Source organism: Paractinoplanes polyasparticus, from assembly GCF_019710575.1.
Lineage (GTDB): Bacteria > Actinomycetota > Actinomycetes > Mycobacteriales > Micromonosporaceae > Actinoplanes > Actinoplanes polyasparticus.
The window spans coordinates 70362-89106 of the sequence record NZ_JAHWFK010000051.1 but is presented as its reverse complement, the minus strand read 5'-3'; the positions used below and the strand labels follow the sequence as shown (position 1 = coordinate 89106).

The window sequence follows — 18745 nt, the reverse complement described above, 5'->3', positions numbered from 1 at the left end:
GGCCGATCAGAAGCTCCGGTCACATCGCGACAACTGAGGTCTTACCTCCGTCGACGGTCAGGACAGCGCCTTGGATATAGGAGGCTTGAGGTGACACCAGAAAGCGGATCGCCTCGGCCACCTCTTCGGCGTCACCTCCACGTCCTGCCGGGACGCTGCCGAGGTAGCCGGTGAACATATCCCTGAAGTGTTCGTTCACGCGGGTCAAGATGAACCCGGGTTCGACGGAGTTGACCCGCACGCCGCGCGGCCCGTACTCGGCGGTCCAGGACTTGGTCAGCATCATCAGCGCGGCCTTGGCCGCCTGGAAGGCGCTGGTCCCGGGGGCCGCCATGGTGCTACTGAGGCTGCCGACGTTGACGATCGCCCCCCGGCCACGGCCGGCCATGGCCGGGGCGAAGGCGCCCGTCAGGATGTAGGGTGCCTTGACGTTGAGATTGAACGCCGCATCGAACATCTCTACGGTGGTGTCCTCGGTCGCGGCAAAACCGCCGCCGCCCGCATTGTTGACCAGCACGTCCAAGGGTGCGTCGCCGACGACATGGCGAACCTTCCCTATCAGAGCCCTTACTGCCGCCGGCGAACTGAGGTCCGCGGTCAGATCCGTGGCTCGGCCGCCGGCCGACTCGATCAGCTCACGGGTCTCGGCGGTACGGGCCGGGTCGCGGCCGCAGACCACGATCGCGTAGCCGTCCTCAGCGAGCTTCAAGGCGGTCGCTCGGCCGATCCCGCTGGACGAGCCGGTGACCAGAGCCCAGGTAGGTGTCACTGCCGAAGTATTCATGATCGGGGACTGTAGGGAGGGTGCCACTGCATGGTCTTGGCCCACCGCGCCACCTTGAATGGAAGATCGACGACAACCACGAATGGGCACGCTCTATGACCGGCACGAACATCGGGGTTCTCTCCCTGGACACCCGGACGACAGGCGGTTTCCACGACTTTGGGGCAGCGTGGCGTGGGCACATGGGCGAACGTTTCGCCATGCCGTCTTTCCACCCGGCGACGACGGAAGACTTCCGGGCGAGGGCGGAAGCGGTTCGTCTCCATGACGTCGTTTACAACAGCATCGACACGGTGACCGCGGTCCGGACGACAGGCTTCGCCACGCGCAAGGACCTGGTGCGCGTCTGGATAGTGCGCCGAGGTTCTTGGCGTCTGGGAGATGAGCGGGGTACCGAGCACAGGGTCGCCGCCGGCCGGATGATGGTGTGCCGCGGGCCGATGACCCACTTCACGGCCGCTCCCGGCACCAGCACCCAGTTGCTGATCTTGCCGGCTGCGGCCGTCGGAACCGGGCGCCTCTTCAAGGTCGGTTCGGCAACTCTTCCCGAGGTGCGGGTGCTGCTCGCACACGCCGCCACGATTCGTACGTGGGCAAGCGATCTGGGGCTGCCCGGCCGACGTGCCGTCCGGAACACGTTGGTCGAGTTGGTGCGTTCGGTGACGTCGGGCCGGTGGGATGACAAGGAGCCGCGGTTCGGCCCGGCACTCGCGAAGGCCGCGCGCGACCTTGCGGATCAGTGGCTCACCCATCCCGGTCTCTCACCGGACGTGCTGGCGCGAGAGCTGAACGTCTCCCTGCGTACGCTGCAGCGCGCGTTCGCCGCGGAAGGCGATTCGGTTTCGGCTTACCTCCGCGCGCGGCGGCTGGCCGAAGCCCGCAAAGCACTGACGGTGCCAACGCTGTCCGGTTACCGGCCCGGCATCTCGGAGGTTGCCGCGCGATGGCAGTTCGCCGACGCCAGCCACTTCAGCCGGGAGTTCAGGCGCCGCTACGGCATGACCCCCGGCCAACACGTGTCGCAGCAACGTCTTCCACACTGATCCGCTGGAGTGCAGGCGCAGCCGCCAACAAGCCGTTCATCACGGCCTGGTGGGACTTTGAGCAGAGCTGGCATCGGATGGGCCAGCGCCGGTCGCCCGGTTGCGGGTGTCCTAAGAACACAGATTCTACTGATTTCATGGAACTGATCGAGAATGATGTCCGAGTGCGGCAAGCCGATCTCGACCGCAGTGGATCGGCGAGTGTCGTCGGCATGGCTCGCTGGCTCGAAGACGCACGTCTGCGGCTGTCACTGCGTCGTTTCGAGCGGCTCGTAGGCCGGGGCGGGTTCTCCCGCTTCCAGATCCTGTTCGTCGGCCAGCGAGTCGAACGCCTCGCTCACGCCGGGCGCACCGGGGACGTGGTCAGGGTGCGGACCGGAATTCACCGGATCGGTCGCTCCTCGTTCACCTACGAGCAGTCGGCGGCCATCGACGGCGCCTCGGTGACAGCCGGCGAGGCAACCGTGGTGCTGCGCGGAGCCCGCGGACCACTGGAGCTTCCCGAGGAGCTGATCGCCGATCTGAGCGAACTGCAGTCGAGCGACACCCCGCGAAGTCCCGCGACCGATCGGGCCGGGCCCGAACGGCGACGGCGGGAACACTACGAACGCTTCGCACCCTTGCGCGCCCGGATAAGCGACGTCGACGGCAATCACCACGTGAACTATCTCGCTCAGCTCACGTGGTACGACGAGGCAATCGCGGCGTCAGCTCTCGACACCGTCGATCCGGCCGGGCACCGGACGATCCTCGACCTCGCGCCGGATGCGTACGCCGTTCATTACCTCGGCGAGGTGACTTATCCCGGTGACTACGAAGTCGGCTCGCGGGTCCGGGACGACGGTGCGGACACCTTGTCCTACGAGTTGGCGATCTTCCGTGGCACTGACTGCCTCGGCTTCGCCGACGCTACCGTCAGCTCATGACCGGCCGAACCGTTCCTCCGTTGAAACCGCGGGCGTCGAAGAGCAGTTGCCGTTCGGGCGAGGCCCACAGCGCAACATTCGACGTTGGACAGCCCACCTGTCTCCTGCCGCAACGCATGTTCCAGTAAGGCACGGCAGACCCGGAAAGTTGGCGTCCCCGGCGGACCCCTCCGGGACAGCACCCCACCCGACAGCTCCATTCAGAGCCCAGGCAGGCCGTGCGCGGGTGTCGGCTCGGTCACTATAGTGGGCAAGCGGAACGTTGCTCCGTATGCTCTACGGGAACAATGTTCCGCTTACCGGCACCGATCGTCACGGGAGACGAAAATGCAGTACCGCAGCTTGGGTCGTACCGGCGTGCAGGTCAGCACACTCGCGCTGGGCGCCATGAACTTCGGCAAGATCGGCAACACCACGCAGGACGAGGCGACCGCCATCGTCGAGGCCGCTCTTGACGCCGGGGTCAACCTCATCGACACGGCCGACGTCTACAGCGGTGGCCAGTCCGAGGAAATGGTCGGCAAGGCCATCGCCGGACGCCGTGACGACATCGTGCTCGCCACCAAAGCGAGCCTGCCGATGGGTGAGGACCGCAACCGCCGCGGTGGATCCCGGCGCTGGCTCTTCACCGCGCTGGACGACAGTCTGCGCCGGCTGGGCGTCGACCATGTAGATCTTTACCAGATCCACCGGTGGGATCCGGCCACCAGCGACGACGAGACCCTGTCGGCTCTTACCGACCTGCAACGGGCCGGCAAGATCCGCTACTTCGGCTCCTCGACCTTCCCGGCCTACCGGGTCGTCCAGGCCCAGTGGGCCGCCCGCGAGCGTGGCCTGGGCCGCTACGTCACCGAGCAGCCCAGCTACTCGATCCTGCAGCGCGGTGTCGAAGGACACGTGCTGCCCGTGACCGAGGAGTACGGCATGGGGGTGCTCGTCTGGAGCCCCCTGGCTTCGGGCTGGCTCTCCGGCGCGATCCGCGCGGGCCAGGAGGTCGCCACGAACCGTTCGGGGTTCATGAAGCAACGCTTCGACACCAACATCCCCGCCAACCGGGCCAAGCTCGACGCCGTCGAACAGCTGGCGAAGGTGGCGGATCAGGCCGGCCTGACGATGATCCAGCTCGCCCTGGGCTTCGTCACCGCCCACCCCGCCGTGACGACCGCGCTCATCGGCCCGCGCACCATGGACCACCTGCATTCGCAGCTCGCCGCGGCGGATACGGTGCTGCCGGCCGACGTGCTCGACGCCATTGACACCATCGTCGCTCCCGGCGTCGACCTCGCCGCCCACGAAAAGAACGACACCCCGCCGGCTCTGCTCGACGCGACGCTGCGCCGCCGCTGACCCCGGACCAGGTCATCCGGTTCCGGGTCGCGGTTCGTGCGGGCACAGCTGTGGCAGCGGGTGGCCGATCCCGTGCCGCGCCGGAGCCCGGACGATGCGACCGGGATCCGGCGTAGCGGCCATCGTCAGCAACCCCGTCGTCGCGGCGTCCGTCCTTCAGCCGAGCGACGCGACACCATGACGATAGGCCCAGATGACGGTCTGGACGCGGTCGCGGGCCCCGATCTTGGCCATGGCCCGGCCGAGGTGGCTCTTGACCGTGCTGACCTCGACGACAAGCTCGGCCGCGATCTCGGCGTTGGACAGGCCCTCGGCGAGCAGCCGGACGATCTCGGCCTCGCGGGAGGTCAGCTGGTCGGCGCCCCCACCGGGCGCCGGGGCGGGCGGGGCCGGGCGTCGGCGCGCGAACTCGGCGATCACCCGCCGGGTGACCGTCTGGTCGACCATTCCCTCACCGGCGGCCAGGCGGCGGATCGCTTCGATGAGGTCGTCCATGTCGGCGTCCTTGAGCAGGAAGCCGCTGGCGCCGGCTTCGAGCGCCCCGAACACGTACTCGTCGAGCTCGAAGGTGGTCAGCACCAGGACGGCGGGCGGCGGGTCGATCTCGTTGACGATGACCCGGGTCGCGTCGAGGCCGTTGCCGCCGGGCATGCGGACGTCCATGCAGACGACGTCGGGGCGCAGCCGGCGCGCGAGCGTCACCGCGTCCGGGCCGTTGGCGGCCTCGCCGACGATCTGGATGTCCTCGGCCAGCTCGATCAGCGAACGGAACCCCGCGCGCAGCAGCGGCTGGTCGTCGACCAGGAGCACCGTGATCATGAGGGCCGGCCGGCCGTACGGGGAATGGTCAGCTCGACCGACCAGCGGCCGCGCAGGGCGCCGACTGCCAACAGCAGATTTTGCAAAGCGCTTTCCCTTCCGTACGGATGATGGCCGCGCTCCGGCGAGCCGCCCCCGGATCCCGGTCGAGCGCCCGTTCCACGACGGTCGCCTCCATGATGAGGGTTGTCAGGTGGTGAGCGACCACATCATGCAGTTCCGGGCCATCCGGGTGCGTTCGGCGCCGAGCGCGGCGTCGGTCCGTACGCGCAGGTTCTCCGCGGTCCCGGCGGCGCGAAGCTTGACCATTTCGGCCACCAGCAGTGCGAGGCGTTCCGCTACGAGAGGCGAGGGGGAACCGCAACAGTTTCGCCCGCCACATCGATCGCGACCTTGCCGCGGAGCCCGTACGACCGCCGGTTCTCCAAGATCTCATGAGCCTCCCCCATGCGAGCGAGCGGAAGAGTCGCGCCGATGACCGGCTTCACGAGACCGCGCTCGACCAGCGTGGTGAGCGCGTCGAGCTTCCCGCGGTTCTGCCGGGTGAAGACGAAGTGGTAGGCGGCGTTCCGGCCCCACGCCTCGATGAGATTCTGCGGCTGCGCGATGTCGACGATGCTGACGACACGCCCGCCGTCGGCGAGCGTCAGCGGGCTTCGCGTGAGCGTGTCGCCACCGATCGCGTCGAGAACGACATCGACTCCCTTGCCCCGCGTCATCTCGGCTACGGCATCGACGTAGTCCGTCGACGTGTAGTCAATCGCCGCGTCCGCTCCGAGAGAGCGCACGAACTCATGGTCGCCCGCTCTGGCGGTGGCGAACACTCGTGCGCCCATCGCCTTCGCGACCTGGATCGCGATCGTGCCGACACCGCCCGTGGCCCCCTGGACGAGGATCGTCTCGCCCACGATGAGCTGAGCTCGCGTCACCAAGCACTCCCAGACCGTTCCGCCGACGAGAGTCAGGCTCGCCGCCTCCAGGTGACTGAGGTTCTCCGGTTTGCGGCCGACGAGCTCGACGTCGGCGACGTGCTGCTCGGCGTAGGAGCCGGGGCCGCCGAAAATCCGGGGCGTGTAGTACACCGCATCGCCGGCGCGGAACTCGGTCACGTGGGATCCGACCTCCTCGACCACGCCGGAGATGTCGTGCCCGGTGATCGCCGGCAGCGGCACATGATCGGTGTAGTCCCCGCGACGGATCTGATAGTCGAGCGGGTTGACGGCGGTCGCATGAACGCGCACCCGCACCTGGCGCGGTCCGACTTGCGGTACGGCGACGTCGCGCAGCTCGAAAGCATCGGCCCCGCCGAAACGGGTGAGCACGACAGCCTTCATCTGATCAGTCATACCGGTGTTTCTCCTCATGTCTCAGCGGTGGCGGGCGCCGTGGCCGCCGCCTTCTTCAGAGATTCGTGCGTCGGGGCGTCCGGCACGTGGGCCGGTTTGCGCAGCAAACTCCCTGCGCAGCACCCGCCGGTGGCGAACACATCGAGGCCCACCTCCTCCGCCTTCAACGCGATGGTCACCATGGCCCGAATGCGCTCGTGCTCGGTCGGTGTCCGGCCCGTAGTGGGGTCCGGGGTGACATCACCCACGGTGAAGATGCCGAACTGCATCACGAGTCTCCTTCGGAACCGGACCGCCTCATGGATCCACTCGGTGTCGCGCCCATGTGTCAGCTCCCTGGCTGAGCCGGCGCGGCTCCGTTGTCGACGAACGTGTAAACGGTGCGCAAGGGCGCGTCGCTCAGCTCTTCGGCGATCAGGCCCCGGTCCGCGGAGATCTGCAGATAGGCGCCCTGGTTGCTGATGCCGTATCCGTCCGCCTCGGCCTCGGGCGCCTTGCGGACCCGGAAGAGCTGGCCCGCACGCCGGGTGTCGCAGGCGGCGGCCACGACAGTCAGCGGATTCGAGCCGTTGCTGCGGATGCCCATGCAGGACGGCTCACCGCCGGCCCCGGCCTTGGCGGTGCGGATCTGGTGGAGACCGTCACGGACCGGCACGAAGACGAACAGGGTGTGCTCGGCCTCCCCATCCGTGAGGTTGAGCCGGCCTTGAGCGTCGACGGCGAGAATGCCCTCGGCCTCCTGGGCCGGCCGGATGACGACCTGTCGCTTACCGCTGAGGATGGGACCGTAGCCGCCGCTGCTCCCCTGGTCGCCGTCGGGCGCGCCGGGCGACCCGGTGGCGCCGGTGGGCTTCGGCGTGGAACTCGTCGCGGAGCTCGTCACGGCCTCGGCCGGGGCGGTGATCGAAGGCACCGCCGTTGCCCCCGAGGCGTCCGGCGTTTCATCAGTGCCGCATGCGAACGTGGTGAAAGCAACTCCGGCCAGCAGAATCGCGTCGATGCCGGTGCGAGTGCGGGACATGACATTCCTCTGGGCTCGTGAGGGGGCCACTCGGAGGTGGTGGTGGCCCTATCAGAAACCGTGTGCTCACCACACAGTCAAGGTCGCCGGGCGTCACGTTGATCACTGAAAGCTTGACCCGGTGCCAAGAACAGGGCTTGTGCTGGCTCAGCACACCATGCTCGAAGGAGAAACGATCCGTACCTGGCCCCGCGGCCATTGACGTGCCCCACCGTGATCCTGCACGGGCGCCGACGACCGACACACAGCACGAACCGAAGGGACACCGCGATGAGCGACAACGTCAACGTGCAAGACAACCCCGCCCAGCACCGCTACGAGATCACGGCGGACGGCGAACTCGCGGGCTTCGCCGTCTACTACCTCGAGAAGGAACGGATCGTCTTCATTCACACCGAGGTGGCGATCGCGTACGAAGGACAAGGCCTCGGCAGCCGCCTCGCCCACGACAGCCTCGACGACGTACGCCAGCGGGGTCTGCGAGTGGTGCCGGCGTGCCCGTTCTACGCGAGGTACATCAGGAACCACCCGGAATACCAGGATCTGACCCGTGCCCGCGAGGCCCGACGCGCCGTGCTGGGCGAGCACGATGAGTAGCCCGAAGGCGAAGGCCTACCCGGGATCCGACATCACGGTCACGTTCGACGGCGGTCGCTGCCTGCACTTCGCCGAGTGCGTACGCGGGCTTCCCGAGGTGTTCGACGTCGAGGCCCGGCCCTGGATCACCCCGGACAACGCCGACGCCGCCACCCTGGCTGCCGTCGTGGAGCGCTGTCCCAGCGGCGCCTTGCAGTACACCCGCCACGACAACGTCGCGGAGACGCCGCCCGATCCCACCATCGTCACCACGGTGGAAGGCGGACCGATCCTCCTGCACGGCAGGCTCACTCTGACCGGACCCGGCGGGCAACCTCACCTTGAGAACCGGATGGCGCTGTGCGCCTGCGCCCGGTCGGCCAAGCGTCCGTTCTGCGACAACGCGTGCCACGCCTGACCTCGGTCAGCCCGCCGCAGCTCCCGGACGAGCACCTCGTCCGGGAGCCTCACACTCGACACCCGCGCCACCGATCGGCGGCAAGGGTCGGAAGATTGCCGCTTGACCGGGATGGGTGGTCCAGCCTCGAGGCCACCGCTCCAAGAAGTTGCAGATCTCCCGGGACCCGATGAACGCCGCCGGCATCCGTCGCCGTCGTGCCCATGACGCTGTTTCCTAATCGGGGAAGCGAACGGAGGCATTTTCGGCCACGCTCAGCAGAGTGGCGCCCAGTGCCGCGGCCAGACTGATCCGGCCCTCGAACGAGATGCCCTTCTCGGTCGCTCCGCCCGTCGTACGGGCCGGGGTCAACGTACGCCGGGCCGCTTCCGGGGTCGCCGCACCGTCGAGGGCGCTGGGCTGCGGCGCGGGTGGCTGCTCGATCATCGGTGAGTTCCCTTTCTGACGTGGCTCGCTCAGGGTCCGACGGCAGCCCGGCCGGTCCGGTCGAAACGGAGTCGGCGAACGCCGTGTGATCAGTCTTGTGCCTGAGGCGACCTCTTCGCGTCGGTAGAAATCACGCACGCCTCGACCGGGCGCGGCCGTGCAGCTCATCACCACGGCTGAGTTGGAGCAACGACGTACCGGGCTCTCACCGCCGTCATGAGATCGGCATCAGGTCGACCGCCGGGCTCGCCTGGTCTTTCACCGTCTCTTGACTCTGTGGCAGGAACGGGGTGTCAACTTCTCGCGGACAGCTGACCTTCAACCGCAGCCGCCATGCTCGGGTGGCCGGCGTGGCGCAGGAAGGGGCCGACGTGGCCTGGAGCACCCGTGAGCTCGCGGATCTGGCCGGGACAACGGTGAACACCGTCCGGCACTACCACCGGCTCGGTCTGCTCGAGGAGCCGACGCGCCGCTACAACGGCTACAAGCAGTACGGCATCGAAGATCTTGTCCGCCTGCTGCGCATCCGGCGATTGGTCGGCCTGGGAGTGCCCCTCGCGCAGATCCAGTCGATCTCGTCCGACGGCGACAACGGTTCGCAAGTGCTGCGACAGGTCGACACTTACCTCGCGGCCGAGGTCGAGCGCCTGCGAAAGGTACGCTCCGACATCGCCGCCATCCTGCGCGACGGCGGACCCGCCGACACACCGTCGGCCTTCGGAGCAGTCGCGCCCCGCCTGTCGTCTTCCGACAGCTCGCTCCTCCACGTCATCGCCCAGCTGTGTGACGAGGACGCCCTGGCCGACCTGAAGCGCATGTTGGAGAGCGACCCCGACCCGGTCGACCCGGAGTTCGACGCCCTACCGGCCGAAGCGGACGAGGCCACGCGCCAGCGCCTGGCCGAAAGCCTCACGCCCACCCTCGTCCGGCACCTCTTCGACTACCCCTGGCTGAGCGACCCGGCGGCCCGTCTGGTGAAGAGTGAGAACGTCACGCGGCAGACATTCGTCGACGCCGTGGTCGACCTGTACAACCCGGCCCAGATCGACGTGCTGGGCCGGGCCAGCATCCTGGCCCAGGAACAGATGCGCCTCGCGCACAAGATTGACGACGCGACCAGCGCGGCTTGACTGCGGGCCGACTTCTGCGGCCGGGGCTCAGGTCCCGTTTGCCCCGGCCCGGCCGGAAGCGATCCGTCGCGCCCGATCCCACTGCGGACACGACTCTCGTTCCCGCTCCGGCCAGCAGGTTCGCCTGTCCAAAAAATACCTTCAGTTGTGTCCGGAGGAAACGCCGGGCATGGGGTGCGGGACCGCCCCGGCCTCGACCTCTTCCATGTAGAACCGCGACTGGACGATCTCGTCCTCGCGGACCTTGATGATGATCACGCCGCGCATGTCGGAAGCACCCGGCCGCAGGTAGTGAAACTCGCCCCAGAACTCGTCGTCCGATTCGACGGAGCCGGTCACGGTGATGTGAACACGCCGGCGGCGTGATCACATCCACCAGCGTTCGTCCTTGACCGTGTTCCGGGAACAGGGACTGAGATGGCCAAGAATGCTGTGTCAGCTCGCACCCGCCGATGCGAAAGCGGTCGCAGGCGTCCCCTTCCGGAGTTCGGCCCTTGACAATGTCAGGACAACACGGTCTTCACTTATCCGCATACCTGCCGACTGCGTCCCCGCGGACCGGAACGCATCCCCGTCGAAAGGACAGTGCGATGACACCGCAGCCTGGGCCACCGATCCTGGGGGAAGACCTTTTTCTGTTGCTGTGCCGGCCTGATCCCGCGATACCGGCCGGCGGCGAGCACATGCTTCCTCCCGCCCTCGCCGGGGCCGTGCTGACCGATCTCAGCCTCGGCGGTCACGTCCGGACCCTCCCCGGCCGGGGTGGCTCGACCCGGGTCGGCGCGATCGCCGGGCGCCCACCGGCCGATGACGTTCTCCGGTCCGCCTGGGACGACCTCCTCGGCCGTCCCCGGGAGGTGCAGGCGGTGCTCGCCGCTGTCGGGCCGAGCTTGCGCGTGCCGTTGCTCGATCGGCTCGTCCGGCGCGGCGACCTGCGCCGGCCGCCGCGCGAAACGTTCGGCTCGGTCGGCCTCCATGAGCTCCAGGAGGGGGAAACCGGCCGCAGGGATCGCGTGCTTTCCACCGTACGGAAGGCGCTTGTCGACGGCGCTGAGGCGCCGGACCGGGCTCTCGGGCTGGCGGCGTTGTTGTCCGGAACAGGGTTGCTGCGGACCTTCGACCCGCAGATCCCCTGGACGCCTACGGTTGCGGCACGCGCCGCGAAGCTCAAGCGTGACGCCTGGGAAGCCCGGGCCGTCGCCGATGCGGTCGGCCGATCGGTCGCCCTGGCCCTCGTCAGCAACGTGTTCGTTGCGGCCGCCGTCCTTGTCTGACGGCTGCGCCCCGATCGGGAGTTCATTGCTCACAACCGCTCCGGCGGCCGTTGAGCGCGTCACGGAGAGCAGCCCGGGAGCTGATGCCGAGCTTCGGAAAAACCCGGTACAGGTGAGCCGAGACGGTGCGCGGCGAGAGCATCAGGCGCGCGGCGATCTCCTTGGTGGCCAGGCCGGCCGCGGCCAACTCGGTGACCTCCCACTCCTGCGGGGTCAGCGCGGTTCCGACGCGAGCCCCCGACGCTCGCGCCTTCCCGGTGGCTCGCAGCTCGGCGGCGGCCCGCGCCACCCACGGAGTGGCTCCGAGCCGCTCGAAACGGTCGCGGGCCGCGGAGAGCTGCACCCGGGCTTCCGCCTTGAGCGCCTGCCGCCGGAGCTGCTCGCCGTAGGCCAGCTCCGTCCGGGCCCGCTCGAACGGCCACTGCTCGATGCCGGGCAACGCCAGGGCCCGGTCGAAGTGGCGCGCCATTTCCGCCGGTGGCGCCGTCAGGGCGGTCATCGTGGCGGTCATCAGCGCGAAGCGCGGCGAGATGCGGGCGACCCCGCAAGTGCGCATCACCGCCGCGTGCTCGCGGGCCGCATCGGCCCGGCCGGACCGGAGCGCCGCCTCGGCCAGATCGAGCGCGGTCCACAGCGCCTCGATGTTGAACGGCGGCAGCTGGCCCGGCGCGGTGATGGCTGTCGCGTGACGATAGGCAGTCTCGAAGTCCGAAGAGCCCAGCGCGGCCCGGGTCTGAGCCATGTCGGCCCACCGGGTGAAGCGGCCGAGCCGGCGGCTCGCCGCCCATTCGTGCAGCTCCTGCGAGTGGGCGGCGCACGCGGCGAAGTCTCCGCGGTGGGCCGCGAGCAGCGCGATGACATAGCGGCCGAACTGGCTGAACAAGTCGTATCCGGTCTCGCGGCCCAGGGCGAGGATCTCGGTCGCCACGTCCTGGGCCTCGTCCCACCGACCGGAGTACAGGTCGTCCATCGCGCACATGACCAGCGACGGAAGCGCTCCAGCGACGGTTCCGCCGTCTCGCGCGTCCCGGATCACCTGGGTCAGGGGCTGATGACATCCGGACAGGCGATCCAGGTACGAGGCGGTCAGCGCCGTCCGGATGATGACGTCGGTGTCCGTGACCTCTGGAAGTCGTGCGATCTGACCGTCGAGGTCGCGCAGCAGTTCGTCCGGGACCGCGCCCACGTCCTCCAGGATGCGCACCATCGAAACCGGTGAGCTGGCCGAGACGGGAGGGAACGGAGCCACCAGGTCCCGCAGCGGCGCCCAGAGATCGGCCCGGCCCGAATAATGACAGATGAGCAACAAGGTGTAGAGAGCCGGCATCAGCTCGTCCAGGTCGGTGGCGCCCGTGACCGCAAGGGGGCTGATCGCCTCGACCAGCATGCGATGCGCGGTCGCGGCGTCCCCATCGGTCATCAGGAGCAGATAGCCGCGGGCCGCGGCCACGGGCAGAGATCGGCTCGTGGCCGCGGCGCCGTCCAGCTCTCGCATCAGTCGATGGGACAACTCGAGGTGACCGGCGACCGATACCCCGATGTACGCGGCATGGGCGAGACGACGGTCGCCGACCGCTCGATCGGGGCTCAACGCGGCCGCACGACGCAGCCGATCCATCGCCCCCAGCACGTCACCGCGCCGCAGGCTTTGCCGAGCCCACTGCTCGACGAGCTGAGCGACCGGCTCGTCGGGGCCTGCGGCGGCCATCGACAGGTGATCAGCATGACGCTCGGGCCAATCGATCAGCACGTCGGCCAGCCGCCGATGCGCTGATCTGCGCTGCGCCAGAGTCGCTCCTTCGACAACAGCCGATCTGACCAGGGGATGCCGGAAATCCACGTGGCGCCCGTTCGCACTCACCTGGATCAGTAGGTCGCGTTCCGCGGCGCCGAACGCATCCAGCCCGCCCTCACCGGCCGCGGCATGGAGCACCCCGAGATCGCCGGAACTTTCCAGGGCGGCCAGCAGGAGCAGTTCACGCGTCCCTGCCGGTAGCCGCGCGACGCGGGCGGCGTAGAGCGCACGTACCTCCTTGGCCGGCCCGGCGCCGGGAACGGCGTCGCGCGGAGCGCCCGACACCCCAGCCAGCGCGCCGAACTCCAGCAGAGCCAGCGGGTTACCCTGCGCCTGACGCACCACAGCCGAGGCCGCGCGGCGAGGCAGCTCGGCGAACCGCTTCGACAGCAGATGGAGGGCGTCGTCCTCGTGCAGCGGCGGCACCCGCACCTCGGTCAGGCCCAGGTCATGCGAGCCCATCGTTTCGCTGCGGACAGCCGCGAGCACCCCGAGGCGCCGTCCCACCGCTCGCCGGGCGACAAAGCTGATCACCGACCGGCTGGGCCGGTCCAGCGCGTGCAGGTCATCGACAACGAGCAGCAACGGCCGGTTGCGGGCAGCTTCGGCGAAGAGCGAGAGAGCGCCGTGCAGGACGGTTATCTCGGCCGGCGTGGGCCCGGCGCCGAACCCGAGCGCGACCTCAAGCGCACACCGCGAGGGGCCGGGCAGCTGTGCCAGCTCGGCCGAGAGCGGGCCGACCAGCTGGTGCAAGCCTGAGAAACAGAGCGCCGTCTCGTGCTCGGCACCGCTGCCACGGACCACCCGCATCCCCCTCGCCGCGGCCCGCTCGGCGGCCGCGTTCAGGAGCGCCGTCTTGCCGATGCCCGGCTCGCCTGCGAGCAGCATCGCGGAACCGGTCCGGGCGGCCTCCTGCAGGAAGTCACCCAGGCCGGCGATTTCGTCGGCCCGTCCCACCAGGCCACACCCGTCGAGATCCATACCCGATTGGAAACCCCGTTCATAGAACACGGTCAAGCCAGGCGTGCGAGGGTCACCGATGACGGCCCGGGAACAATTGCCCCGCCGTGCAGGACCGGGTGCATCCCCGCACGCCCGCCGGGACCGCGTCAGCCGCGGGAGGCGTCCACGGGCTGACGCAGGCGGACGGCGATTGCGCGGACCTCGGCCCGGGCCCGGTGACGATCCGACCGGAGGGCCTCGCCCCCGGCGACGACCAGCTCGCCCGCCACCCGGACGTCCACGACGCTGCGGGCGCCGGCCGCCCACACCAGATTGCCGATCAGCCGGGCGTCCAGCAGACCGACCTCCTGCAACGATGCGGCGCACCGCGGCGACGTTCAAAGCCGGAAGTTCTCGGTGATGCGGCCTGACTTGACTCTGTCGTGAGCACACGGTGTCGACTGGGCGGCAACGGGCGGAGCCGTGGTGTGCCACACGTGAGAGGGCGACGTCCGTCGGGCGGGCCGGAACACAAGGGTGGTCCACCTTCTCCATGCGGCCGGAGCGTGAGCAACCCGGCCGCCCCACCTCGAGGAAGCACATCAGCCGCATGCCGCAGATCGAAACGTATCCGATCGGAGACGTGGCGCGCCGTACCGGTCTGGCGGTCAGCGCCATCCGCTACTACTCCGACGAGGGCCTCGTCAAGACCGCGAGCGTGGGCCAGGGCCGTCGACGCAACTATGACCTGCTGGCAATAGCGCAGCTCGAGTTCATCGGAACCCTCCGCGAACTCAGCACGCCCATGACGGAGATCCGCCGGTTGATCGCCGGGGTGACGAACCTGCGGGACGTGCTGATCGCGCATCTGACGGTGGTGGAACGCCGAGAGCTGGAGCTGCGCGGACGGCGGGCTGCGCTGCGGGCGCTGAGCCGCCTGGACGACCCGGCCGATCTGATGCACAGGTTCGTCGGTACGCCGGACGCCGAGCGCGAGCGGCTCGCCGACGACCTAGCGGCCGACACCGGAGTGCCGCGGCCGCGGCTGCCCGACGACCCGACGGCCGCGCAGTTGGAGGCATGGATCGAGCTGACGCGGTTGGCACGGCGCCGAGAGTTCCGAGCGGCCGTACGCAATCTCTCGGTCGAGGCGAACTCCGGTCGCGAGTCCCGTCGCGAGGTCATCGGGAAGCTGCTGGCCGCTCATCACAGCGGTCTGCCCGCCGACTCACCCCACGCCCGCCGGCTGGCGGCCGGTCTGGCCCAGGAGGACACGAACGTCCCACCGGAGCGTCCCGAATCCGACGTTGCCGCCTACCGGCGGCTGATCTCCCTGCTGGGCGCACCGCCGGCCGGCAACCGGGTCAGCGTCGAGTATGACCTCACCGGCTTCCGCGACTGGCTGACGGTGGCGTTGACGCCGCGGCCGCTGGACCGTGGAACGGGCTCCGCCACGCGGACGGCGAAGATCTGAGCCGCGTGGAGCGGCCGGGGAAGCAGTCCGACAACGCAGCGAGGAGAAACGCGCGGTGCCGAAACCACTTTCCACGCCGGACGACGACGTGGTCCGGCAACTGCTCGAGCCGCCGTCGAGCACGGTTCACCGGCTGCGGTTCCGGCACTGGTTCGGCATCGTCTCCATGGTGCTGACCGTCGGCGCCGTCTCGGTCCTTGTGCCGCCGCTGATCACCGGACCGGCTGAGGCGCCGACGCCGGTGGACTCATCGACGTGGTCCTCTTCGGCGCCGGCCTCCCGGCCGGGCGCCTCAACGGCAGCCGCAACGCGGCCCGCCAGCCCGCACCCGATGATCGTGGGCCGTCGGTGACCCCCGCGACGGCCCGGCTCAAGTCACTTCAACGATATCGCTCCCGCGGAAACCGATGTTTTGCTCGCGCAAACATCGACTGAGTACCGTGGCTCGCGCACTCGCCCGCCCCTCCCAAGGAGAGCCAGCCCTCGGTGATGAAACGGTTCATCGCGGCGACCGCCATCCTGCGCGCGGTCCTGATCGGACGACTCGTCGCCGCCACCGTCGCCACGGTGGTGACGATCCGGTTGAGCGCGGACGTGTCGGCCGCGGCTCTGACGTTGGCCCTGATCGCGGTGCTTACGATCGTCACGCTGGCCTGGATCAGTCGCGATCCGTCGCTGCTGCGCCACCGCGTCGCCGTGGTCACCGCCGATGCCGCAGCCACGGTCGCCGTCCTCGTGATCGGTCATGGCGGGGTGGCATACTTCTGCTTCGCCGCCGGCTCCGCCGCGCTGGCCGGCGTGTTGCTGGGCACGGCCGGATCGATGCTGTGGATCGCCCACACCGTGCTGGGGTTGTCCGTAGCGGTTCAGCTGCTCCGAGGCCTTCCGTCAGCGGCCCGCGAACAGGTCGCGCCGTTTCTCGTCGCCGTGCCGATGCTCATGCTGGTGTGCGGGGCGGGCGCCGCGGTGCTGACGGCCGCGCTGTACCGCTACATGCAGGCCTCCATCGCCATGGCGGTCGACGCGCAGCGCTCCGCGGCCGCCTCCGAGCGGGCCCGTCTCGCCCGCGAGCTGCACGATTCAGTGGCCAAGACGCTACGCGGGGTATCTTTCGCCGCCGTGGCGCTGCCGTCCTCACTACGCCGGCAACCTGCACTCGCCGAGCAGCTGGCCGCCACCGTCTCGCAGGGCGCCGACGCCGCCGTCCGCGAGGCTCGCGAACTGCTCACCGCACTCCGCCGTGATGTACCCGACCAGCCGTTCCGCACGACTGTTCATGCTGTCAGCAACGGATGGAGCCACTCGACGGGCATCGCCGTCCGGCTGACAACCGCTCCGGCGGAGCCGACGCTGGCCGCCCGCTATGAGCTGACCCAGATCCTGCACGAGGCATTACGCAACGTGGAGAGACACGCGGGGGCGACCTCGGTCGAGGTCACGCTCGACCAAGCCGGCCGGCAGGTCCGGCTGACCGTCCGCGACGACGGCGCCGGCTTCGCCCTGCCCGCCGACCTGTCCCACCTGTCGGCCCAGGACCGGTTCGGGGTGGTGGGCATGGCCGAGCGGGCCGAGACCGCCGGCGGGAACCTCCACGTGAGATCCCGGCCAGGGTTCGGAACCCTGATCATGGTCGACGTGCCGGCCGCGGTCGAGCGGTCGTTCGCTGCATGATCGACGTGCTGATCGTCGACGACAACCCGATCGTCCGGGCGGCCATCCGCATCTACCTGGACGGCGACGACGACATCCAGGTGGTCGGCGAGGCGTCCGACGGGCGCACTGCGCTGTCAGCGGTACAACGCCTGCGTCCGGCGGTCACGCTGCTGGACCACCGCATGCCGATCGCCGACGGCCTCAGTGTCATCAGCCGGCTCGCCGAACAGACTGCCGTCGTCGTCATCACCAGCGACTCCGGCGCCGACGTGATCGCCGGCATGCTCCGCGGCGGCGCCCGCGGCTATCTCGTGCACGGCGAGTTCGATCCCCCGGAGCTGCTGCGCGCGGTCCGGTCCGTAGCGGCCGGCAGTGGCTGGCTCTCTCCCGCCGTCGCATCCGTCACGATCTCAGTGCTGCGCGACCACGCCGTTGAGGAACGCGCCGCCGCCGACCGTACCGACCAGACGCGCCGCAACCGTGCGGCCTACGGGTTGACCGCACGGGAGGTGGAGGTGCTCGAGCTGATCGGCGAGGGCTACTCCAACGCCGCCATCGGCCGCCGCCTGACCATCACCGAGAAGACTGTGAAGAACCACCTCAACCACGTCTTCACCAAGCTCGGTGTCACCAACCGCACCGAGGCGGCGATCCGCTGGATGGGTAGCCGGTGAAGAAACCTTTCCGAATGAAGGTGAACTGGCCCGGCACGGCGCCCGTCGTAGAAGCAGCGAGCGGTTGCCCGCCATAGCCGTTGCCGTCGCCGGCAGCCGTCCGACCTGAGAAGGCGTGTTCGTGCCCGTTCACCGCACCGGCCCAGCCCATCCGAGCCCGATCGACGTGATGATCGCCCACCCTGAGCCGGCCGCCCGCGCGTCGCTCACGGGTCATCCTGCTGACCGGATCGACCGGGTCGCACGACGTGGCCACCCTCCTGCACGTACCCGCCCGCGGCTATTTGATCTACAACAATTTCGAGCCTGCCGATGTGCTGCGGGCGGTCGATGCGGTGGAGCGCGGTCTGGCCTGGCTGTCCCCCATCGCGGCCTCCGCCGTCGCGGCCGAGCTGCGCGAGTCGGCCGCGCGGGCCGCCTGTTCGCCGTCGCCGGCCCGGAACTGATGCGGATCGGAGCCGCCGAGAATGTCGCGAACGCTGCGCAGGGCATAGAACGAACGCGAGCGCACCGTGCCCTCCGGGATCCCCAGGCTCTCCGCGGCGTCGGCGACCGAGATGTCCCGGCCGTACAGCGCCAGCAGCACCCCGCGGTGCCGCTCAGACAGCCGGGACAAGGCGTCCCGCAGCATCTGCCGATCCAGCAAGCGATCGATGTCCTCGTCAGCCGTCGCGGCCCACGGCCCACGGTCGCTGTAGACCTCGGTCGGCCGGGCCATCCGGGTCCGGACCGCGTCGATCGCCACGTTGCGAGCGACCGTGAAGATCCAACGGCGTAGCGACTCGGCGTCCTCGGGCAGGTCGTCCACCTTGCGCCAGGCCCGCAGCATGGTTTCCTGGAGCAGGTCCTCGGCCGCGTCCGGCTGGCCCTGGGTGAGCCGCACGAGGTAACGCCGCAAGGGGACCGCCGTGGCCTCGAACAGACCGCGCATCCGCTGTTCCCGTGCCACCGGGTCGATCTCAGGCCTGCCGCACACGGCAACGCTCATCGCCGGTCTTCCCTCCGCTGTCGACACCACCGGCGGCGTGCCGGCCGGTGCTGCCGCGGACGGTAATGTCCCGAAAGGCCGGGACGAATGAGCCCAAGGACCCAGAAGG

21 protein-coding genes and 1 pseudogene are annotated in these 18745 nt (G+C 69.3%); 11 read left to right on the top strand and 11 right to left on the bottom strand.

Going from position 1 to position 18745, the window contains the following annotated elements; all coding sequences use genetic code 11:
* Positions 1–19 precede the first annotated feature (19 nt).
* Complete coding sequence (locus KXC43_RS40575) at positions 20–784, bottom strand: SDR family NAD(P)-dependent oxidoreductase (RefSeq protein WP_255645683.1); 765 nt, start codon at positions 782–784, stop codon at positions 20–22.
* 182 nt (positions 785–966) lie between these two features.
* On the opposite strand from KXC43_RS40575, the gene KXC43_RS40570 reads away from it, so the two are divergent.
* The 3 genes from KXC43_RS40570 (at position 967) to KXC43_RS40560 (ending at position 4100) form a co-directional block, all read left to right on the top strand.
* A complete protein-coding gene (locus KXC43_RS40570; RefSeq protein WP_221381570.1) occupies positions 967–1827 on the top strand; it encodes a helix-turn-helix domain-containing protein in 861 nt (286 codons plus the stop codon).
* A 77-nt stretch (positions 1828–1904) separates the two neighbouring features.
* Complete coding sequence (locus KXC43_RS40565) at positions 1905–2753, top strand: acyl-CoA thioesterase family protein (protein WP_221381569.1); 849 nt, start codon at positions 1905–1907, stop codon at positions 2751–2753.
* Between the two features lie 327 nt (positions 2754–3080).
* Positions 3081–4100, top strand: a complete 1020-nt coding sequence (locus tag KXC43_RS40560; RefSeq protein WP_221381568.1) for an aldo/keto reductase — start codon at positions 3081–3083, stop codon at positions 4098–4100.
* Positions 4101–4256: 156 nt separating this feature from the next.
* Here the strand turns inward: KXC43_RS40560 and KXC43_RS40555 are convergent, their stop codons facing one another.
* The 5 genes and pseudogenes from KXC43_RS40555 to KXC43_RS40535 all read right to left on the bottom strand — a co-directional run bounded on the left by KXC43_RS40555 (position 4257) and on the right by KXC43_RS40535 (position 7286).
* Positions 4257–4919: a response regulator gene (locus KXC43_RS40555; protein ID WP_221381567.1), complete on the bottom strand. Its 663-nt coding sequence runs from the start codon at positions 4917–4919 to the stop codon at positions 4257–4259.
* A 28-nt stretch (positions 4920–4947) separates the two neighbouring features.
* Complete coding sequence (locus KXC43_RS51790; RefSeq protein ID WP_255645667.1) at positions 4948–5097, bottom strand: hypothetical protein; 150 nt, start codon at positions 5095–5097, stop codon at positions 4948–4950.
* Positions 5098–5257: 160 nt separating this feature from the next.
* Positions 5258–6265, bottom strand: coding sequence for a zinc-dependent alcohol dehydrogenase family protein (locus tag KXC43_RS40545; RefSeq protein WP_221381565.1), 1008 nt, complete (start codon positions 6263–6265; stop codon positions 5258–5260).
* Positions 6266–6333: 68 nt separating this feature from the next.
* Positions 6334–6534 (bottom strand): annotated as a pseudogene (locus KXC43_RS40540) (5,10-methylene tetrahydromethanopterin reductase); the annotation flags it as partial.
* A gap of 59 nt (positions 6535–6593) precedes the next feature.
* A complete protein-coding gene (locus tag KXC43_RS40535; protein WP_221381564.1) occupies positions 6594–7286 on the bottom strand; it encodes a hypothetical protein in 693 nt (230 codons plus the stop codon).
* A 270-nt stretch (positions 7287–7556) separates the two neighbouring features.
* On the opposite strand from KXC43_RS40535, the gene KXC43_RS40530 reads away from it, so the two are divergent.
* Both KXC43_RS40530 and KXC43_RS51785 read left to right on the top strand, forming a co-directional pair.
* Positions 7557–7883, top strand: coding sequence for a GNAT family N-acetyltransferase (locus KXC43_RS40530; protein ID WP_221381563.1), 327 nt, complete (start codon positions 7557–7559; stop codon positions 7881–7883).
* Positions 7876–8280 (top strand): (4Fe-4S)-binding protein, encoded by a 405-nt coding sequence (locus KXC43_RS51785; RefSeq protein WP_255645666.1) that lies wholly within the window; start codon positions 7876–7878, stop codon positions 8278–8280. The genes KXC43_RS40530 and KXC43_RS51785 overlap by 8 nt, the downstream gene beginning before the upstream one ends.
* A gap of 216 nt (positions 8281–8496) precedes the next feature.
* Here the strand turns inward: KXC43_RS51785 and KXC43_RS40515 are convergent, their stop codons facing one another.
* The gene (locus KXC43_RS40515; protein ID WP_221381562.1) at positions 8497–8706 is read right to left on the bottom strand and encodes a hypothetical protein; all 210 of its coding nucleotides are present in this window, start codon (positions 8704–8706) and stop codon (positions 8497–8499) included.
* 350 nt (positions 8707–9056) lie between these two features.
* Between KXC43_RS40515 and KXC43_RS40510 the strand changes: the two genes are divergently transcribed.
* On the top strand, positions 9057–9836 hold the full coding sequence (locus tag KXC43_RS40510) for a MerR family transcriptional regulator (protein ID WP_221381561.1): 780 nt from the start codon (positions 9057–9059) through the stop codon (positions 9834–9836).
* A 141-nt stretch (positions 9837–9977) separates the two neighbouring features.
* On the opposite strand, the gene KXC43_RS40505 is transcribed toward KXC43_RS40510, so the two are convergent.
* Positions 9978–10175 (bottom strand): hypothetical protein, encoded by a 198-nt coding sequence (locus tag KXC43_RS40505; protein ID WP_221381560.1) that lies wholly within the window; start codon positions 10173–10175, stop codon positions 9978–9980.
* Positions 10176–10426: 251 nt separating this feature from the next.
* Here KXC43_RS40505 and KXC43_RS40500 point away from each other — a divergent pair, with 251 nt between their 5' ends.
* Positions 10427–11110, top strand: coding sequence for a GOLPH3/VPS74 family protein (locus tag KXC43_RS40500; RefSeq protein WP_221381559.1), 684 nt, complete (start codon positions 10427–10429; stop codon positions 11108–11110).
* 22 nt (positions 11111–11132) lie between these two features.
* Here the strand turns inward: KXC43_RS40500 and KXC43_RS40495 are convergent, their stop codons facing one another.
* Both KXC43_RS40495 and KXC43_RS40490 read right to left on the bottom strand, forming a co-directional pair.
* Positions 11133–13886, bottom strand: a complete 2754-nt coding sequence (locus KXC43_RS40495; RefSeq protein WP_221381558.1) for an AAA family ATPase — start codon at positions 13884–13886, stop codon at positions 11133–11135.
* 128 nt (positions 13887–14014) lie between these two features.
* Entirely contained in the window at positions 14015–14221 is a 207-nt protein-coding gene (locus KXC43_RS40490) for a hypothetical protein (RefSeq protein WP_221381557.1), read from the bottom strand.
* A gap of 236 nt (positions 14222–14457) precedes the next feature.
* On the opposite strand from KXC43_RS40490, the gene KXC43_RS40485 reads away from it, so the two are divergent.
* The 4 genes from KXC43_RS40485 to KXC43_RS40470 all read left to right on the top strand — a co-directional run bounded on the left by KXC43_RS40485 (position 14458) and on the right by KXC43_RS40470 (position 17648).
* The gene (locus KXC43_RS40485) at positions 14458–15321 is read left to right on the top strand and encodes a helix-turn-helix domain-containing protein (RefSeq protein ID WP_221381556.1); all 864 of its coding nucleotides are present in this window, start codon (positions 14458–14460) and stop codon (positions 15319–15321) included.
* A gap of 55 nt (positions 15322–15376) precedes the next feature.
* Positions 15377–15673, top strand: coding sequence for a hypothetical protein (locus tag KXC43_RS40480; protein WP_221381555.1), 297 nt, complete (start codon positions 15377–15379; stop codon positions 15671–15673).
* A 137-nt stretch (positions 15674–15810) separates the two neighbouring features.
* Positions 15811–16992, top strand: a complete 1182-nt coding sequence (locus KXC43_RS40475) for a sensor histidine kinase (RefSeq protein ID WP_255645681.1) — start codon at positions 15811–15813, stop codon at positions 16990–16992.
* Positions 16989–17648, top strand: a complete 660-nt coding sequence (locus KXC43_RS40470; RefSeq protein WP_221381553.1) for a response regulator — start codon at positions 16989–16991, stop codon at positions 17646–17648. Before KXC43_RS40475 ends, KXC43_RS40470 begins: the two co-directional genes overlap by 4 nt.
* Positions 17649–17937: 289 nt before the next feature.
* On the opposite strand, the gene KXC43_RS40465 is transcribed toward KXC43_RS40470, so the two are convergent.
* Positions 17938–18636 (bottom strand): sigma-70 family RNA polymerase sigma factor, encoded by a 699-nt coding sequence (locus KXC43_RS40465; protein ID WP_221381552.1) that lies wholly within the window; start codon positions 18634–18636, stop codon positions 17938–17940.
* Positions 18637–18745 lie beyond the last annotated feature (109 nt).

Coding starts and splice junctions, on each gene's coding strand:
- KXC43_RS40470 (WP_221381553.1), top strand. CDS start 16,989: ATGATCGACGTGCTGATCGTCGACGACAACCCGATCGTCCGGGCGGCC.
- KXC43_RS40475 (WP_255645681.1), top strand. CDS start 15,811: ATGAAACGGTTCATCGCGGCGACCGCCATCCTGCGCGCGGTCCTGATC.
- KXC43_RS40560 (WP_221381568.1), top strand. CDS start 3,081: ATGCAGTACCGCAGCTTGGGTCGTACCGGCGTGCAGGTCAGCACACTC.
- KXC43_RS40565 (WP_221381569.1), top strand. CDS start 1,905: ATGGGCCAGCGCCGGTCGCCCGGTTGCGGGTGTCCTAAGAACACAGAT.
- KXC43_RS40570 (WP_221381570.1), top strand. CDS start 967: ATGGGCGAACGTTTCGCCATGCCGTCTTTCCACCCGGCGACGACGGAA.
- KXC43_RS40495 (WP_221381558.1), bottom strand. CDS start 13,886: ATGGATCTCGACGGGTGTGGCCTGGTGGGACGGGCCGACGAAATCGCC.
- KXC43_RS40555 (WP_221381567.1), bottom strand. CDS start 4,919: ATGATCACGGTGCTCCTGGTCGACGACCAGCCGCTGCTGCGCGCGGGG.
- KXC43_RS40500 (WP_221381559.1), top strand. CDS start 10,427: ATGACACCGCAGCCTGGGCCACCGATCCTGGGGGAAGACCTTTTTCTG.
- KXC43_RS40465 (WP_221381552.1), bottom strand. CDS start 18,636: ATGAGCGTTGCCGTGTGCGGCAGGCCTGAGATCGACCCGGTGGCACGG.
- KXC43_RS51790 (WP_255645667.1), bottom strand. CDS start 5,097: ATGGAGGCGACCGTCGTGGAACGGGCGCTCGACCGGGATCCGGGGGCG.
- KXC43_RS40575 (WP_255645683.1), bottom strand. CDS start 784: ATGAATACTTCGGCAGTGACACCTACCTGGGCTCTGGTCACCGGCTCG.
- KXC43_RS40535 (WP_221381564.1), bottom strand. CDS start 7,286: ATGTCCCGCACTCGCACCGGCATCGACGCGATTCTGCTGGCCGGAGTT.
- KXC43_RS40530 (WP_221381563.1), top strand. CDS start 7,557: ATGAGCGACAACGTCAACGTGCAAGACAACCCCGCCCAGCACCGCTAC.
- KXC43_RS51785 (WP_255645666.1), top strand. CDS start 7,876: ATGAGTAGCCCGAAGGCGAAGGCCTACCCGGGATCCGACATCACGGTC.
- KXC43_RS40545 (WP_221381565.1), bottom strand. CDS start 6,265: ATGACTGATCAGATGAAGGCTGTCGTGCTCACCCGTTTCGGCGGGGCC.
- KXC43_RS40515 (WP_221381562.1), bottom strand. CDS start 8,706: ATGATCGAGCAGCCACCCGCGCCGCAGCCCAGCGCCCTCGACGGTGCG.
- KXC43_RS40485 (WP_221381556.1), top strand. CDS start 14,458: ATGCCGCAGATCGAAACGTATCCGATCGGAGACGTGGCGCGCCGTACC.